14 protein-coding genes and 1 pseudogene are annotated in these 17,041 nt (G+C 60.9%); 7 read left to right on the top strand and 8 right to left on the bottom strand.

All coding sequences use genetic code 11. The features are described 5' to 3' along the window. Positions 1 to 93: 93 nt before the first annotated feature. Positions 94 to 1,908, bottom strand: a complete 1,815-nt coding sequence (locus tag KB449_RS02620; protein ID WP_282906876.1) for a sensor histidine kinase — start codon at positions 1,906 to 1,908, stop codon at positions 94 to 96. After that, positions 1,905 to 3,335: a response regulator transcription factor gene (locus tag KB449_RS02625; RefSeq protein ID WP_282906877.1), complete on the bottom strand. Its 1,431-nt coding sequence runs from the start codon at positions 3,333 to 3,335 to the stop codon at positions 1,905 to 1,907. Before KB449_RS02625 ends, KB449_RS02620 begins: the two co-directional genes overlap by 4 nt. A gap of 264 nt (positions 3,336 to 3,599) precedes the next feature. On the opposite strand from KB449_RS02625, the gene KB449_RS02630 reads away from it, so the two are divergent. From KB449_RS02630 to KB449_RS02645, 4 genes are all read left to right on the top strand, one after another. Further along, positions 3,600 to 4,541, top strand: a complete 942-nt coding sequence (locus KB449_RS02630) for an ABC transporter permease (RefSeq protein WP_282906878.1) — start codon at positions 3,600 to 3,602, stop codon at positions 4,539 to 4,541. 25 nt (positions 4,542 to 4,566) lie between these two features. After that, positions 4,567 to 5,466, top strand: a complete 900-nt coding sequence (locus KB449_RS02635; protein WP_282906879.1) for a carbohydrate ABC transporter permease — start codon at positions 4,567 to 4,569, stop codon at positions 5,464 to 5,466. Positions 5,467 to 5,548: 82 nt separating this feature from the next. Next, positions 5,549 to 7,192, top strand: coding sequence for an extracellular solute-binding protein (locus tag KB449_RS02640; protein ID WP_282906880.1), 1,644 nt, complete (start codon positions 5,549 to 5,551; stop codon positions 7,190 to 7,192). Positions 7,193 to 7,326: 134 nt separating this feature from the next. Further along, positions 7,327 to 9,354 (top strand): right-handed parallel beta-helix repeat-containing protein, encoded by a 2,028-nt coding sequence (locus KB449_RS02645; RefSeq protein WP_282906881.1) that lies wholly within the window; start codon positions 7,327 to 7,329, stop codon positions 9,352 to 9,354. Between the two features lie 125 nt (positions 9,355 to 9,479). Here the strand turns inward: KB449_RS02645 and KB449_RS02650 are convergent, their stop codons facing one another. From KB449_RS02650 to KB449_RS02670, 5 genes and pseudogenes are all read right to left on the bottom strand, one after another. Then, positions 9,480 to 9,980, bottom strand: coding sequence for a sulfatase family protein (locus KB449_RS02650; protein WP_350356265.1), 501 nt, complete (start codon positions 9,978 to 9,980; stop codon positions 9,480 to 9,482). Next, positions 9,981 to 10,280: pseudogene (locus tag KB449_RS02655) on the bottom strand (sulfatase-like hydrolase/transferase); the annotation flags it as partial. A gap of 13 nt (positions 10,281 to 10,293) precedes the next feature. After that, positions 10,294 to 11,223: a formylglycine-generating enzyme family protein gene (locus KB449_RS02660; RefSeq protein WP_488192481.1), complete on the bottom strand. Its 930-nt coding sequence runs from the start codon at positions 11,221 to 11,223 to the stop codon at positions 10,294 to 10,296. Positions 11,224 to 11,332: 109 nt separating this feature from the next. Next, entirely contained in the window at positions 11,333 to 11,875 is a 543-nt protein-coding gene (locus tag KB449_RS02665) for a chromate transporter (RefSeq protein ID WP_282906882.1), read from the bottom strand. 23 nt (positions 11,876 to 11,898) lie between these two features. Continuing rightward, a complete protein-coding gene (locus KB449_RS02670) occupies positions 11,899 to 12,498 on the bottom strand; it encodes a chromate transporter (RefSeq protein ID WP_282906883.1) in 600 nt (199 codons plus the stop codon). Positions 12,499 to 12,723: 225 nt separating this feature from the next. Here KB449_RS02670 and KB449_RS02675 point away from each other — a divergent pair, with 225 nt between their 5' ends. Then, positions 12,724 to 13,920: an ROK family protein gene (locus KB449_RS02675; protein ID WP_282906884.1), complete on the top strand. Its 1,197-nt coding sequence runs from the start codon at positions 12,724 to 12,726 to the stop codon at positions 13,918 to 13,920. A gap of 130 nt (positions 13,921 to 14,050) precedes the next feature. Here KB449_RS02675 and KB449_RS02680 read toward each other — a convergent pair whose 3' ends face one another. Then, positions 14,051 to 14,605, bottom strand: a complete 555-nt coding sequence (locus tag KB449_RS02680; RefSeq protein WP_282912719.1) for a helix-turn-helix domain-containing protein — start codon at positions 14,603 to 14,605, stop codon at positions 14,051 to 14,053. 148 nt (positions 14,606 to 14,753) lie between these two features. On the opposite strand from KB449_RS02680, the gene tdh reads away from it, so the two are divergent. Together tdh and KB449_RS02690 are read left to right on the top strand one after the other, a co-directional pair. Next, positions 14,754 to 15,800 (top strand): L-threonine 3-dehydrogenase, encoded by a 1,047-nt coding sequence (gene tdh / locus KB449_RS02685; protein WP_282906885.1) that lies wholly within the window; start codon positions 14,754 to 14,756, stop codon positions 15,798 to 15,800. A 40-nt stretch (positions 15,801 to 15,840) separates the two neighbouring features. Continuing rightward, positions 15,841 to 17,016 carry a glycine C-acetyltransferase gene (locus KB449_RS02690; protein ID WP_282912720.1) on the top strand — a complete coding sequence of 392 codons (1,176 nt, stop codon included), beginning with the start codon at positions 15,841 to 15,843 and terminating at the stop codon, positions 17,014 to 17,016. The last annotated feature ends 25 nt before the right edge of the window (positions 17,017 to 17,041 follow it).

Consider the following 17,041-nt stretch of genomic DNA (forward strand, 5'->3'; position numbering starts at 1 on the left):
CGGCGAGAAATGCCGTGGCTGCGGGCGCCGCGGCATTTCTCGCCGCTCGGACGGCATCATCCTACGCCGCTAAACAGCCTTATCCCGGGGCCTTCAGACCGCCTCATCCCCGGACCGCGTATCGTTTGCATCCGCCCGGCGGCCCGTCAGCGTCAGCACGACCTTCGTCCCGCGTCCGGGCTCGCTCTCCAGCCGAACGCCGCAGGGCTCCCCGTACTTGAGCCACAGCCGGTTATGCACGTTGCGGACGCCGATATGCCCGCTCGCCTCCGCGTTCCTGCTCGCGAGCGACGCCGTCAAGAGCGCCAAGCGATCCGGCTCGATGCCGACGCCGTTGTCTTCGACGGCGATCTCGAGCCGGCCGTCCGCGTTTTCCGAGGCGCAGATGAGCAGGACGCCGCCTCGGCCGCGTGGCTCTAGCCCGTGTCCGAGGGCGTTCTCGACGATCGGCTGGACGATCATCCGCGGCACGGGGATGTCCTGCAGCTCCTCCGGGCAGACGAGCTTGAACGTCAGCCTGCCGGGGAACCGGCCCTGGTGGATCTTGACGCAGGCCTCCGCGATTTTCAGCTCGTCCGCCAGACTCACCTCGTCCTTGCCTTTGATGCTGTAGCGCAGCATCGAGCTGAGCGCCGTCGTCATCTCGAAGATGTCCTGGTTCCCCTTTACGATGGCGATGCCTTTGATCGAATCCAGCGTGTTGCTCAGGAAGTGAGGGTTGATCTGGCTCTGCAGGTAGGCGTATTCGGCCCTCTGTTTCTCCAGATCGACCTGGTACAGCTTCGACGTCGCGTCTACGAGCTGCCCGGTCAGGTCGTTGATGCGTCCCATCATCGTGTTGAATTCGCTCGAGATGACCTCGATCTCCGCATACCCCTTCAGGTCCACCTTGTCGTGGAGCACCTCCAGATTGCCGCCCTTCAGCCGCTTCATGAACCGCATAAGCCGGGTCAGCGGCCTTAAAATATTGACCATGAGCATTGCGTAAGGGATCGAGACGACCAGCAGCGTGACGGCGAGCAGCCAATAGCTGGTCTTGCGCAGCCGCTCGAGCTCCTTCATTAGGTTGTGGATCGGGACGGCCGTCACGATCTTGCCCGAGATCTCCGGCAGCGCGAACGTCTGGACGGCGTATTTCTTGCCGCCGATCTTCCGGACGGCCGCTTTGCCCGCTTCCGCCGCTTGGTTCTCATCGCCCTCGTCGCCGATCCCCATATTGTCGAGCATGCGCTCCCAATCGCCGCCGTTCGCGTAGATTACGCCTTTATCGTCCATCATGAAGAAGTTCGTGCCGGCCAGCCGAGGATAGCCTTCGAACGCCGAATGAATGGACTGGATGTCTAAGACGACCAGGATGTAACCGATCTTCTCGCCGTAGAACTGGGTGTCGCCCGAAGCGAAGATGTTCATGCCGAACAGCAGCTTGCCCTTGTCGAGCACCTTGTCCGGCGGGCTGTAGCCGCGGTAGTGCACGGTGCCGTCCCCGCCCGCCGTCGCCATCAGCTCCCGGATGCGCTGGGTTCTGCCCGCCAAGGACGTATAAGAGCCGGTGCGCCCGACCGCGACGATGTCGAGGATATCCTGGTTCGTATTGCGCGCGATGCTCATCAGGCTCTCGACCTTCTGCGACAGGTCGTACTGCTTGAGCTTGTCGGGCTCCAGCAGAAACTTCTGCAGGGTGGCGTCGTAGCCGAGGTTCATCATGAGCGCGGACACGTTGGCATAGTTGGCCGATACCCGCTGCTTGAGGATCGAGACGAGCTCCGTATTGTACTCGGTGTTCTGGCTGATGACCGTCGCGCTGGACTGCTGGTACACGCGTACGATGACGAAAGGGATGATGGCGACGATGAGCGCGCCGATCAGGAGCACCTGCGTCCGGATGGACAGCCTGCCGAATGCGTTCATGACCGCTCCCGGTATTGCGTCGGCGTCATTTTGCGGTATCGCTTGAAGATCCGGGTGAAGTAGAAATAATCGTGGAACCCGCACTTTTCCCCCACCTGATAGATGGACAGATCGGTATCCTCCAGCAGCTTGCAGGCGTATTCGATGCGCTGCCGCGAGATATGCTCCACGATCGTCTCGCCGACCTCGCGCTTGAACAACTGGCACAAATAATTCGGGCTCAAATAGAACTGCTCCGCCAGACTTTGGATCGAGAGCTCCTGGTTGAAGCGGTTGCGAATGTAGAGGACGATCTCCTTCACCTTTTTGTGGGAGATCCCGGCTTCCGCCGCTTCGACGCCTTCCTCGAACGAATCCAGCGTCATCGCCGTCAGGTCGTCCACCATCGCCTCCGCGGTGCCGTACCGGTAATAGAGCTGCTCGTAGCCTTCGAAAAAGCGACCGCTCGGCTTGGAGCCCTCCCGCGGGAACAGATACAGCACCGACGTATAGAGCACGTACGCTTCCTTGATCGTGAGGGCGCCGTCGCGGAATCCCGCCTTGGCCGAATCCATGGCCGCGATGAAGCCCAGCCGGTCCTTGCGCTCGAGCGTCTTGGCGATCTCCCGGAGCCGCTCTTCGATCGGGCGCTCGACGGCAGCGGCGGCCGCCGGGTAGACGCCGGGCCGGCCCGTGGCGAACATGCCGTAGGCCGCGAGCGAAGCGGCTTCGAGAGCGGCGTCCAGCTCCGCGACGTCCGAGAGGGACGGGCCGACGCCGACGCCGAATTCGACCGGCCGTCCGGCGCCGCCGATCCCCTGGAGGAAAGCCGCCTTTCGGCGCTCCTCCATTAAATAACCGTGCCGCCTGCTGCTCATGGGGAACGACAGGCAGACGATGCCCGGCACGGCGGGCGGCGTATGCCGGCCTTGCACCACGACGGGGACGAGTGGCGTCCCGACCGATACCGGCATGCCGCTCTTATCCAAGAGTCGGCTGATCCGATCCAGGTCGCCCGAGCAGATGGCTTCGTAGAGCGCGTACGAATGGGAGGTCGGCGCTTTCTTTTCGCTCGATTCGAGATGCTGCGCGATCCGCGAGAGCATCCCGTGAATCTCGTCGATCTCGAAGGGCTTCAGGCAGTAGCCGAAGGTGCCGTAGTTGATCGCCTTTTGCGCGTAGGCGAACTCCGCGTGTCCGCTAAGCACGACGAACAGCGTGTCCGGAGAGACGGCTTTGCCCCGCTGGATCAGCTCCAGGCCGTTCATCGCCGGCATCTTGATGTCGGTGAAGACCAGCGTCGGGCGCAGCGCCTCGATCAGCGCCAGCGCCGCCTGTCCGTCCTCGGCGTCCCCGATCACCTCGAAGCCGTACTTGGCCCAGTCCACCGCCGCTTTGATGCCCTCCACGATCCATGGTTCGTCGTCGGCGATTATCGCTGTATGCATGTTAGTCCTCCCGAATCGCTTTTTTGCTTTTTTGCTCGCTCCTGTTTAGGTTCATCCTATCGGCTCCCGCAGGGCGCGGGTATGGACGATCTTACGTTCGATATGTCCGATCCTCCGAACCTGCAGCACCCTGTGCCGTCACGTATGTAAAGTCCACATCTTCGGCGTGAATCCTCTATACTCGGCCGCTTTTGCGCTCCTTATAATTTAGCATATAAAACGCTTACTTGGCGCCAAAGACAACATGGAAGGCGGGGGAGAGGGTTGGCCGATCCGACGACGGCCCGGGCTCCGAGGCGGAGCTTGGGCAAGACGATATTGCAGTACAAGTACTTCTATCTCATGGTGCTGCCGATCCTGGTCTGGTACGCGCTCTTCAGCTACGGACCGATGTACGGCGTGACGCTGGCGTTCAAGACCTTTAACTACGGCAAGGGCATCCTGGGCAGTCCGTGGACGGGCTTGGACAATTTCAAGACGCTGCTGACCGATCCCGAGTTCCGCACGGCCTTTTTCAACACGATTGTCATCAGCGTCATGAAGCTGGTCATTCACTTTCCCATGCCGATCGTCCTGGCGATCGTGCTGTACGAATTTTCCCGCAACAAGGCCCGGCGGTTTTTCCAGACGATCCTCACGTTTCCGCACTTCATCTCCTGGGTCGTGCTCGCTGGCATCGTCATGAACATCCTGAGCAAGGACGGCATTTACAACCAAATCGCGATGCTGTTCGGGGCCGACCCGAGCTCGCCGCTCGTGGACGAGAGGGCGTTCAGGCCGATCCTGTACATCACCCACGTCTGGCGGGAGATCGGCTGGGATTCGATCATCTATCTGGCGGCGCTGGCGGGCATCAATCCCGAGCTGTTCGAGGCCGCGGAGGTGGACGGCGCCGGACGATTCCGCAGGCTGCTGAGCATCGCGTGGCCGGGCATCAAGAGCACCGTCTCCGTGCTGCTGATCCTTCACGTCGGGCAGATGCTGACGCAGGGAGCCAGCTTCGAGCAGATTTTTAACCTCTACAGCTCTCCGGTCTATTCCGTAGCGGACACGATCGACACGTACATCTACCGGACGTCCTTCACCGTCGGCGGAGACTTCGGCTATATGACCGCGGTCGGCGTCGTCAAGTCGGTCATCAGCCTCGTGCTGCTGTGGGCGGCCAATACGTTCGCCAAGCGGATGGGGGAGCAGGGGCTCTATTAACGAAGACAGCATAGGAGGATCGCCCATGAGCGCCAGCGCGGCCGCTGCGAAGAAAAAATGGAGTCCGTTCGATATCGGGGCGTTTATCGTCCTGGGGCTCCTAGCCGTCATTACTTTTTTTCCGTTCTACAACGTCCTGATCGTCTCGGTGGCCAAGTTCGAGGCGATCAGCAAGAGCGACTTCTACATTCTCCCGCTCTCGTTCGACCTGACCGCCTACAAGCTGCTGCTCGAGGACACGAAGTTCTGGACGTCGTTCCTGAACTCCGTTATCGTCACCGCCGCGGGCGTCGCGTTCAGCATGGCGATCTCCGTGGCGGGCGCGTATGCCTTGTCCAAGCGGGGCATGCCGGGGCGCAATGCGATGCTGAGCCTTATCCTGTTCACCATGTTTTTCAACGGCGGCCTGATTCCGTTTTACCTGATCGTCAAGGACCTCGGTCTCGTCAATAACCTGCTGGTCATGATCGTCCCGGCCGGACTCAATACGTTTTACCTGATTATCATGAAAAATTACTTCGGCGGTATCCCGGAGAGCCTGGAGGAATCGGCCAAGCTGGACGGGGCGAACGACCTGTACATTCTCTACAAGATCATCCTGCCGATCTCGGCGCCGTTCATGGCGACCTTCGCGCTCTTCTACGCGGTGGAGCGGTGGAACGAATGGTGGTACGCGCTCATCTTCATCAGCGACGCCTCGAAGGCCCCGCTGCAGATCTACCTGCGGGAAACGCTGATCACGTCCAACTCCATGCTGAGCCTGATGGCCCAAACGCTGGCGGAGCAGCGGCAGTCCGCCAAGGTGTACGCGCCGGCGCTGCAGATGGCCGCGATCGTCGTCTCCAGCCTGCCGATCATCGCCGTCTATCCGTTCCTGCAGAAGCACTTCGACAAGGGCATCATGGTCGGCTCCATCAAAGGATAGGACCAACAAAGGACAGGGATAAGAAATTTTTTAACCATATAAAAATTTTATCCTATAATCGTCAAAGGGAGGATTCATTCGCATGGTTAAAAAACTTACGGCAGTCGCGGCCGGTCTGGCGCTGTCCACGGCATTGCTCGCCGGCTGCGGAGGCAACGACAACAACGGCAACAATCAGGCCGCATCCCCCGCGGCATCGGGCTTCGCCGCGTCGCAAGGCGCTTCCGCCGCGGCGGACAATCCGTACAAGGATCCGATGGAGATCTCGGTCGCGTTCTGGGACGCGGACGCCGAGATCGCCAAGATCGCCAAGGACCCGATCGCGCAGGAAGTGCTCCAAAAATTCAATATTACGCTGAAGCCCGTCAACACGACATGGGACGACTACGCGCAAAAAATCCAGATGTGGGCGGCGTCGGACCAGCTGCCGGACATCTTCGCGATCGACGCGATCGGCACCCAGTATCAGCGCAAGTGGGTCGAGCAGGGCGTCGTCAAGGCGCTGCCGGACCTGGCCAAGTACCCGAACCTCGCCGAATACTTCGAGGCGCCGGACATCAAGGGACTGAGCGTGGACGGCAAATATTATACGGTGCCGCGGAGAATGTTCCCGAGCGTCGATTGGAGCGCGCTCGACCGCGTCGTGCTGTATCGCTGGGACTTGGCCCAAAAGGCCGGCATTACGAAGGAGCCTGAGACTTGGGACGAGTTCGAGGCGATGCTCGAAGCGATCACGAAGGCGGACCCGGAAGGCAAGCGCATCGCGGGCCTCACGACGACGCAGAACAAGCTGATCGGCGGCCTGTTCTGGCTGTACGGCAATCCCGTCGCCACGAGCGACGGCAGCGGCAGCGACTTCAAGTGGATCGAGGAGGACGGCAAGCTCGTGCCCGCGGTATTTTCCAAAAAGGCGCTGCCCGCGCTGCAGAACATGCGGGACATGTACGACAAGGGACTGATCGATCCGGACATCGCGCTCGCCAAGGGCTCCGATTCGTACGATAAATTCGTGTCCGGCAAGGCGGCGGCCCTGCTCAGCGGCGGCGGCTTCGTCAACTTCAACGGCGAGATCTACGAGAAGCGCTGGAAGACCGCATATCCGGATACGGACATCACGCAGAGCGTCAAGGTGCTGAAGCCGCTCGTCGGTCCCGACGGCGAGCGCGCGCACGCGGTCTTCAAGACGTATTGGTCGGAGAGCTACTTCAGCAGCAGGGTCGACGACAAGAAGATGGACCGCATCATGGCGCTGTACGACTATATCCTGTCGCCCGAAGGCAAGGACCTGCTGATCTACGGCAAAGAAGGCGTGGACTACAAGGTCGAAGGCGGCAAAAAGGTTATGATCGAAACGGCCTCGCTGAACGAAAAGTACCCGGCTCGCAATTTCCTGCGGCAGCTGGTCGCCTACGAGACGTCCGACAGCTACGACATGAACAATCCGCTCATCGCGAACGAGTCGATCCGCAAGGAAGCCGTCGATTATATCGATTGGGTGCTGAAAAACACGAAAGTGCCGGATTACGACATACGTTTGACCTATATGTCTACGCCGACCAAGGATAAGTTCTCCGTGCTCGATCAGGACGACCTGCTTAAGGTCATGCTGTCCAAGGAGCCGGTCGAGAAGGCCTGGAACGATATCCTGAAAAGCTACAAGGCGAAGGGCCTCGACAAGATGATCGAGGAAGTGAACGCGAAGGCGAAGGAAGAAGGCATTCAGTAACACCGTCTTTTATTCGCCGGGTCCTGCCGGACCCGGCACCCGATTTGAACAGCTTCCTGACAGCCGCTTGCGAGAGAGGGTCGTCCGGAAGCTGTTCGTCTTTAACGCGCACCGAATCCAAAGGAGGAATATTCATGAAAGCGCAATATTGGATGTACGGCCTCGTCATTCTTTTTGCTTGTCTCTTCGTGAACGGAACGGCGCATGCGGACAACAAGACGTATTACGTAGATGCGGCGGCGGGCAGCGACGGCAATACCGGACTGTCGCAGACGGCCGCCTGGAAGTCGCTGACCAAAGTAAACGCAACGACGTTCGGACCGGGTGACAAGATTCTGCTGAAGGCCGGGGGAACGTGGACCGGCACGCTGCAGCCGCAAGGCTCCGGGACCGCCAGCAGCCGGATCGTGATAGACCGGTACGGCACGGGCGCGGATCCGCGGATCGACGGCCAGGGCGCGAACGCGGTCATCCGGCTCTACAACCAGGAATATTGGAGCATCGGCCATCTCGAGATTACGAATCAGACCGCGACGCAGGGGACGACGGCCCGCAGCGGCGTGCTTGTCATCGGCGAAGACTATCAAGCGGGCGCCTCGAGCGATATCGTCAATGTCGCCGTGCTTCACGACATTCACCTGCACGACTTGTATATCCACGACGTCAACGGTCTGCACACAAAGACAGTGTACGGCAGCGCGGGCATCAACGTCGTCGTGCGGGCCAGGTCCGACGGCTCGCCGAACCGCGTCACCAAGTTCGATCAGGTGCTGATCGAGAACAACAAGGTCGAGCGCGTCACCCGCACCGGGATCATGATCAACTCCGAATGGTACGACCGCGACCAGCAGGGCGGGGTCCGCAACCCGAACCGGCCGTGGACGCCCGCGACCGGGGTGGTCATCCGGGGCAACGAAGTGCTTCACGTGAGCGGCGACGGCATCGTCCCGCACGTGTCGACGGGCGCGCTCGTCGAGCGCAACCGCGTCGACGGCTACAATGAGGCGCAGGTCGACTACAACGCCGGCATGTGGACGTACAACGGCGACTATACGGTCTTTCAGTACAACGAGGTGTCCGGCGGCAAGACGATTAAGGACGGCATGTCCTTCGACTTCGACAACGGCACGAAGGGACTCGTCTTCCAATACAATTACAGCCACGACAACGAGGGCGGCACGGTGCTCATCTGCCAGAACGAGACGGGCGGCTCGGTGACGGACGGCATCTTCCGTTACAATATCAGCCAGAACGACAAGTACCAGATGATCACGGTGTGCAGCGGGGCCAATTACGGCAATATGCAGTTTTACAACAACGTGTTCTACGTCGGATCCGGCATCGCGAATAATCTGCTGGTGAATCAAGGCGGCAACGGCGCCGCGACGTTCAAGAACAACATTTTCTACAATCTGGGCACGGGCGGCTATACGAAAAAAACAACCTGGACGTACGACAGCAACGTATTCTACGGCAACAATGTGCCGACGGCGAACGTTATTCCCGACGCCAACGCGATCACGTCCAATCCGCTGTTCGTCGGCCCGGGGAGCGGGACTGGGATCGATGCGCTGGACGGCTACAAGCTGCAGCCCGCCTCGCCGGCCATCGACCGCGGCATCGCCTTCGCGTCCAACGGAGGCAAGGACTTTTGGGGCAATGCGCTCTACGTTCAAAAGCCCGACCGCGGCGCGTTCGAGCATCCGGCGGTCGCGAACGCGGTGGCGGGTAAGACGCCGACCTCGGGCAGCTTCGTCAATAATGCCGCTTATGCGACGGACGGCGCGGCGGGGGACAAAAACTTGTACGCGGGACTGGATCAGGGATTGCAGTACCTGCAGATCGACCTGGGCGCGAGCTACGCCGTGAACCGCGTGAAGCTGTGGCGCTTCTACGACAACCGGATCTACCGGGACGTCATCGTTCAACTGTCGACGACGGCCGACTTCTCCTCGGGCGTGACGACGGTGTTTAACAACGACGCGAACAACAGCGCCGGCAAGGGCGCGGGCACGGACGCCGAGTATGCCGAGACGGCGGCGGGCAAGGAGATCGTCTTTAATCCCGTGACGGCAAGGTACGTGCGGATCTGGTCGAACGGCAGCAGCGTTAACGCGTGGAATCACTACGTGGAGACGCAGGTGTACGGCATTCCGCTCTAAGCGCGGGATTAAGAGGCATGATGCAAAAAAAAGCGGCAGTCCCGGACGCGTTTTAATCGTCTTGGGCTGCCGCTTTTTTGGTCCTGCGGTCGACTAAGGATCGCCGAGCGCGGACACCGATTCATCTACCAATTCGCCTGCCGCACGGGCAAGGGATCTTGGTCCCGGATCATGCGCTGCACGAGCAGCTCCATCATCCGGCGGCGGAGTTCGCGGCTGGCCGGGTCCTCGAACAGGTTGCGATTCTCGCCCGGATCTTCCTGCAGGTCGTACAGCTCGCCGTACGTCTCTCCGGCGAAGACGACGAGCTTATAGCGCGAAGTGCGCAGGCACTTGGTGCTAATGCCGCGGTCGTGGGCGTCATAGGCCGTCATGGCCGAGTCCCGGACGCCGGCCGAGCGCCCGCGGAGCGTCTCCATGAGCGATGCGCCCAGCAAGCCGGAGGCGCGTTCGAGCCCTGCGGCGTCGATCAGGGTCGGCACGATGTCGACGTGTTCCATCAGCGCGGATACGCGCTGTCCGGGAAGGATGCCCGGTCCGCGAACGATCATGGGGACGCGGTCGCGGAAACGAGGATCCTCCGGCTCGGAAGAGAAGCACGGTTTGCACTGCGGGCGAAAATGCATCTTTCCGATGCCGACCGTCCGATAGCCTGCCGCCTTCAGAAGGTCGGCCAGCGTGACTTCGTCTTCATTTAACGACAACCCGATATTCCACGCGCCGTGAACGTGCGGATACCGGCCGGTAAAGATCTACGCGCGGGAAGGCGTGCATACGGGGCTCGCGCAGTAGGCGCTCTCGACGACGGCGCCTTCGGCGGCCAGCGCGTCAAGCGACGGCGTGCGCACGGCCGGATTTTCGATTCCCAGCGCGTCCGCCCGCATCTGATCCGCGGTAATCAGCCAGATATGCGTCTTCTTTGCCATCCGATTTCCCTCCTCAGCGCGATCGCGCGATGCGGAATCCGCAGTTGCCGCCGGAGCTGTCCGGCGTGTTCGAGCTGCGCGCGGCGACGCGGTACCGGTTGCAGTAGGAACGGTGGCACAGATAAGAACCGCCCCGCATGGAGCGCTTGTCTGTCGGCTGGTCGAATCTTGGATTCGACGCGGCGGTAACCGCATGGTAGGCGGGCGTAAACCAATCCGCGCACCATTCCCACACGTTGCCCGCCATGTTGTAGAGGCCGTAGCCGTTGGGGGCGTACGCGTCGACGGGCGCGGTGCCCGCATAGCCGTCGCTCTCGCTGTTTTTCACCGGAAACTTGCCCTGCCAGATGTTGCAGCGGTGCTCCCCGCCTTCCTTCAGCAGATCCCCCCACGGATAAGTCTTGCGCGCAAGACCGCCTCTGGCGGCATACTCCCACTCGGCCTCGGTCGGCAGTCGTCCGCCGGCCCAGCTGCAGTAGGCGGCTGCGTCTTGCCAGGTGACGTGGACGACCGGATGGTCCATTCGTTCCCCGATGCCGGAGTCGGGCCCTTCGGGCTTGTCCCAGCGGGCGCCGTTCACGACGTACCACCAAGGCGTCGACTGCGGCACGTTGCTCACGCTTTGCCTGACGCTCTCGGAGACGAACAGATGAAAAACGTAGGACCAGCCGAAACGCTCCGCTTCGGTGACGTAGCCGGTAGCTGCCACGAACGCTTGGAATTGGGCATTGGAGACCGCATGGGCCGACAGGTAAAAGCCGTCCACCCGAACGTGACGCGGCGGGCCTTCGCCGTCTGCGGGAAATCCGTCGGCCGCGTCCGTACCCATGACGAACTCGCCGCCTGGGAGCAAAATCATTTGCGCATCAAGCTCGGGTCCCGGAGGCGTCCCGCGGCCAAGCGGGGCGATCGCTTCAGGCGGCGGCGCGACGGCTCCGGCCATGTCCGCTTGTACGGACGATCTGCGCGCGGCGCAGCAAGGGCTGACTTGCTCTTCCAATGTAGGTTCGCTCCATTCGGTAGGGGATTGAAGGATTCTCAAAAAAAGTCGGCTAGCCGTAAAGCGCGATGCCGACCAAGCCGGATAATAGGATGACGACGAACGGATGCTTGTGCAAATAGATGAGCGCGAACAGGGAGCCTACGAAAATAGCGAGCTGGCACCAAGTTTGCCAATCCGGCGTTGCCGTCAGCATGCCGGCATGCCGCGCGAACGATACGGCCGCATACGCAATCAGTCCGACGACGACGGCGCGCAGTCCGTAGAAGGCCGCCGCCACCCTGGGGTTATCGCGATATTTGAAAAAAAGCTTGCCCGCCGCCAGAATCAACGCAAACGAAGGCAGTACGACCGCCAGCGCCGCCATAGCCGCCCCAAGCCATCCGGCCTCTTGATAGCCGACCGCCACCGCGATGTTGGTGGCGATCGGACCGGGAGACATGCCCGCGACCGCTACGATGTCCGCGAGTTGTCCGGCAGCCATCCAGTGATGGCGGTTCAGGATCTCTTCCTGAATGAGCGGGATCATCGCGTACCCGCCTCCGAAGGAGACGAGCCCGACGAGGAAGAACATGGCGAACAGTTGGATCAGCATGTCTCAAACCTCATTTGCTCAAATTATATCATGTAATCGAAGACCGGCTCTTTTTCCTTGATCTTCGGGCCCTTGCCCGTCAACGCCCGGAATTGTACCAAGAGGATGCCTGCGGTTGCGCCCAGCGCGACGACCCATAGCGGATGGATGCCTGTAAAAAGCAGGAGCGCGGCCGCCGTGGCGAGCGCGCCGGATGCGAAGTCCACGATCGAAGATCGGGCGACTTTGATCGCCGCGAAGGCGATGAGCGCGGCGACCGTGGCACGTATAGCGGTAAAAGCCGCTTCGATTTTCGGATTGTCCTTGAATTGAACGTAAAAGATCGACAAGACGATCATGAGGGCGAAGGTAGGCAGACAGATGCCGAGCAGCGCCGCGATCGCGCCGGATACGCCGCCGATGCGATAGCCGATGAAGGCGGCCGAATTAGCCGCGACCGCGCCGGGCACCGTTCCCGATACCGCGAACAAATCGGCGATTTCCTCTTCGTGAAGCCACTGCTTTTTTTCGACGACCTCGCGTTCGATTGCCGGGATCAGCGCGTATCCGCCGCCGAACGTAAAAGGACTCATTTTCAAAAACACGAGGAAAAGCGAGAGATGGAGCTTTCTATTAGCGGTCATGGCTATGCCTCCCGTCTCCATCAGTATAACATCTTTATTCCAAAATGGAATTAAGTATTCAATATTAAGGCTATAATATCTTTTTATATGGAATAATAATTTTTACTTTAATTCATTTTGGCATTAAACCGACCGGAAGACCGTGGTATGGCTCGTGGTAGGGCGTTTCGATATAATAGAAGGAATAATGAGAGCCGAACGAACGAGTGAGGAAGTGCCCCGCCCATGAATCGCGCCAATCGAGTGCCCACGTCCAAGGAATTGATCTATCGCCATATCGCCGAGCAGGGCTTCGCTTCCAAGGCCGAGCTGTTGGATCGCTTCCGGATACCGAGCAGCACCCTTACGCGCACGCTTGAAGAGATGACCGCGGACCGGCTGATCCAAGCTTCGGGCCTTGGCCCGTCCAGCGGCGGCAGAAGGCCGATCGTGTACGAGACGAATCCGGCATTCGGTTACTTTTTCGGCCTGGAGATTTCCCGGTCCCATGCCTCGCTCGGCTTCTTCGACGTCCGCATGAACCCGATGTCGTTCACCCGCTGGCGCATGGACGAAGCGATGACGCCGGACAAGCTGATCGCGCATGCGGAGAAAACGATCAAGGCCATTTTGTTCGACCACAAGATCGAGCCAAGCCAGGTGAAGGGTTTCGGCATCGGCGCAGTCGGTCCGCTGGACCGCGAGCAAGGCGTCGTGCTTCGGCCGCTTCACTTCGCGGCGCCGGGCTGGCAGGACGTCCCGATCTGCCGAATGGCCGAGGAGGCGACCGGCTTCAATTCGCATCTCGAGAACGGCGCGAACGCGGCGCTCATGGGCGAGCGCTGGGCGCTGCGGCGTTCCAATCCTCAGCATATGCTGTACGTGCATGCCGGGATCGGGCTGCGGTCCGCGATGATGTCGAACGGCAGGATCGTTCACGGCTCGATCGATTTGGAAGGTGCCGTCGGACAGATGATTATCCAGGCGGACGGTACCCGGCTGCACGAGGGGGGCAACTTTGGCGCCCTGGAGGCGTACGCCTCCATTCAGGCGCTGGAAAAGCAGGCGCAAGCGCAGGCGAAGCTGGGGCGCGGAGGCTGGGCGGAGCAGCTGCGGCTCGCGCCGGAGCAGATCCGCTACGAAGACCTGCTGCAGGCGCTGAGGCAGGGGCATCCGGCCGCGCTCGAACTGTTCGACGGCGCGGCCGTGTATCTCGGCATCGGCCTCGCCAACATGATTAACATGTTCCACCCGGAGACCGTCATCCTGGGCGGATCGCTCATCTACTCGGATGAACGCTTTTACAAAACCGCCATCGAGACTGCCCGCCAGAACGTTTACTACTATCCGATGTACCAGCCGATCTTCACCAAAGGCGAGCTGCGCGAGGACGCGGTCGCCACCGGCGCCGCGCTCATGATGTGGAGAAGCATGGAGATTTAAAATGGCGCAACAAAAACCGCGAAGACGGCAGGAGCGTATACCCTGCGCGTATTTTGTCAGGAAAAAACGACGGTTCCTGAAATGAAAAAGGCCCGCTCCCCGGATATTCCGGAAAGCGGGTCTTCGCGCATCACGAAGGGTAGTGAATGAGCGTAATATAGGTAGTGACCTGGTCGGTGTTGTTCCGGTAGGCGTGCGGCTGGTCCGCGGGGAAGCGCACGGCGTTGCCCGCGCCGACCGCGTACGTCTCGCCGCCGACCTCGACGTCGAGCGAGCCGTCCGTCACGACGATATACTCCTCGACCTCTTCGTTGTGCGGCTCGGATTCGTGGCTGCAGCCCGGATCCATGCTGACCGCGTAGATCTCGAAGCCTTTGCGCTGGTCGTAGGGGAACATCGGGAACGAGCGGTAAGCGCCGTCTTCCTCCAGGAAAGGCTCGATCTCGCCAATGTCGACGACCGTGACTTCCGCTTTGGTCTCTTCAATGAGCGACGTAAACGAAATTTTTAAGCCGTTGACGATTTTCCACAGCACGGAGATCGTCGGATTGGAGTCGCCCCGTTCGATCTGGCCGATCATCGCCTTGCTGACGCCCGTCAGCTCGGCCACCTGATCCAGGCTGAGGCCGCGCGATTTGCGCACGGCTTGCAGGTTCTTGCCGACTTTCTTATGAATCGCGTCCATCGTATCCACCCAAGCCTCGTTATTTTCTCTCCATTATACCGGACGCTAGGCGGATATAAACCCCATAATAAATCCGTTGTACAATATATAATACAATTGTATAATATATTGTACATAGCGAGTTTAACTCGATGCGAGGGTGATGACAATGCGGGAGAAAACGATGCTCGGGCTGGTGAAAACGGAACGGGGGCCTGGTGCGGCACTTTTGGAGGTGCCGGTGCCCGTCCCGGGGCCGGAGGATATACTGGTCCGAGTGAAAGCGTCTTCCATCTGCGGCACGGATCTGCATATTTACAACTGGGACGCCTGGGCCGAGAGCGCCGTCGTGACGCCGAACGTCTTCGGGCACGAATTCGCGGGCGTCGTCGAAGCCGTCGGCGAGCGGGTGACCAACGTCAAGGTCGGAGACCGCGTGTCCGGCGAAGGACACATCGTGTGCGGCCACTGCAAGGCCTGCCGGACGGGGAACGGGCATGTATGCGCCAACACACGCAGCTTCGGCATCTCGGCGCCGGGCTGCTTCGCCAAGTATGCGGTGCTGCCCGCAGGCAACGTCATTCACAACCGTCCCGAGATGCCGTTCGAGCTGGCGTGCTTGCAGGATCCGCTGGGCAACGCCGTGCAGACGGTCCTCGCCGGCAACATCGTCGGCAGGTCCGTCGCCGTCATCGGCACAGGCGCCATCGGCTTGATGGCGATCGCGGTGGCGCGCGCATGCGGCGCCGGCAAGATCATCGCCGTCGACGTCCGCGCCAACCGCCTGGAGATGGCGAGACAGATGGGCGCCGACGCGCTCGTCAACAGCGCGCAGACGCCGATGGCCGAAGCGATTCGCGAGCTCACCGGCGGCGAAGGCGCCGAGGTCGTGCTCGAGATGTCGGGCCACCCGGCGGCCATCCGCGGCGGGTTCGAGGCGGCTGCGAACGCGGGCCGCATCTCGCTGCTCGGCATCCCGACGGACGACGTGCCGATCGACCTGGCGCGTCACCTGATTTTCAAAGGCATTAGCGTTCACGGCATTACCGGCCGCCGCATGTACGAGACATGGTACCAAATGAAAGGGCTGCTCGATTCGGGGGCGCTGCGGCTGGACGGACTGGTCACGCATACGTTCACGCTGGACCGCTACGAAGAGGCGTTCGAGCTGGTGAAGTCGGGCAATTGCGGCAAGGTCGTATTTACGCACAGTTAATCATAGAAACGAACGATAGGGAAGGAGTCGACAGATGACGATGGCAAACCTGGACTTTTTATCGAAGGAGCTCGAGCAGCTCCGGGCTGACGGCAGATACCGAAAATTGACGGAATGGGAGGGCGGATCGGGCAGCTGGATGACGCTCGGCGAACGCCGGGTGCTGCAGATGTCCTCCAACAACTACCTGGGCCTGACCGCGCATCCGGAGCTGAAGCGCGCAGCGATCGAAGCGATTGAAAAATACGGCGTCGGCAGCGGCTCCGTACGTACGATCGCCGGCACGCTCGACATTCACGGAGAGCTCGAGCGCGAGCTGGCCGCGTTCAAGGGCACGGAGGCGACGCTCGTTTTCCAATCCGGATTTACGACGAATCAGGGCATCCTCGGGTCGATCCTGGGTCCCGACGACGTCGTTATCAGCGACGAGCTCAACCATGCCAGCATCATCGACGGCATCCGGCTGACCAAGGCAAGCCGCAAGGTTTTCGCGCACAAAGACCTCGATCAGCTGGAGCAAGCGCTGAAGGAGAGCGCTTCCTACCGCGCGCGCGTAGTGGTCACCGACGGCGTGTTCAGCATGGACGGCGACATCGCGCCGCTGCCGGCCATCGTCGAGCTCGCCGAGCGGTACGATGCTATCGTATACGTCGACGACGCGCATGCAAGCGGCGTGCTTGGACGCAACGGCAAAGGCTCGACCGACCACTTCGACCTGCACGGCCGCGTGCACATCCAGGTCGGTACGCTGTCCAAGGCGATCGGCGTCTCGGGCGGATATATGGCGGGCTCCGCGCTGCTCAAGGATTACTTGATCCACAAAGCGCGCTCGTTTCTGTTCAGCACATCGCAGACGCCTGCCGTCGCGGCATCGTGCCTGGCGGCCGTTCGCGTGCTGGGGCGCAGTCCGGAGCTGATCGAGCGGCTGTGGAGCAACGCAAATTATTGCAGGGAGAAGCTGCGCGCGCTCGGCTTTGACTGCGGCATGAGCGAGACGCCGATCATCCCGATCATCGTCGGATCGCCGGCGGACACGATGCGCTTCTCCGACGCGCTGCTCGCCGAAGGCGTCTATGCGCAGGGCATCGTCTACCCGACCGTCGCGATGGACAAGGGTCGAGTCAGGCTGATCGTGACGGCTTCCCATACGCGGGAGGATCTGGATTTTGCCTTGGATGTGCTGGCCCGCACGGGAAGGATCGCCGGTCTGATCTGACCGGGAGGACGGATGCTATCAGGCG

Origin of the sequence: Cohnella hashimotonis, from assembly GCF_030014955.1 — a bacterium.
Classification (GTDB): Bacteria; Bacillota; Bacilli; order Paenibacillales; family Paenibacillaceae; genus Cohnella; species Cohnella hashimotonis.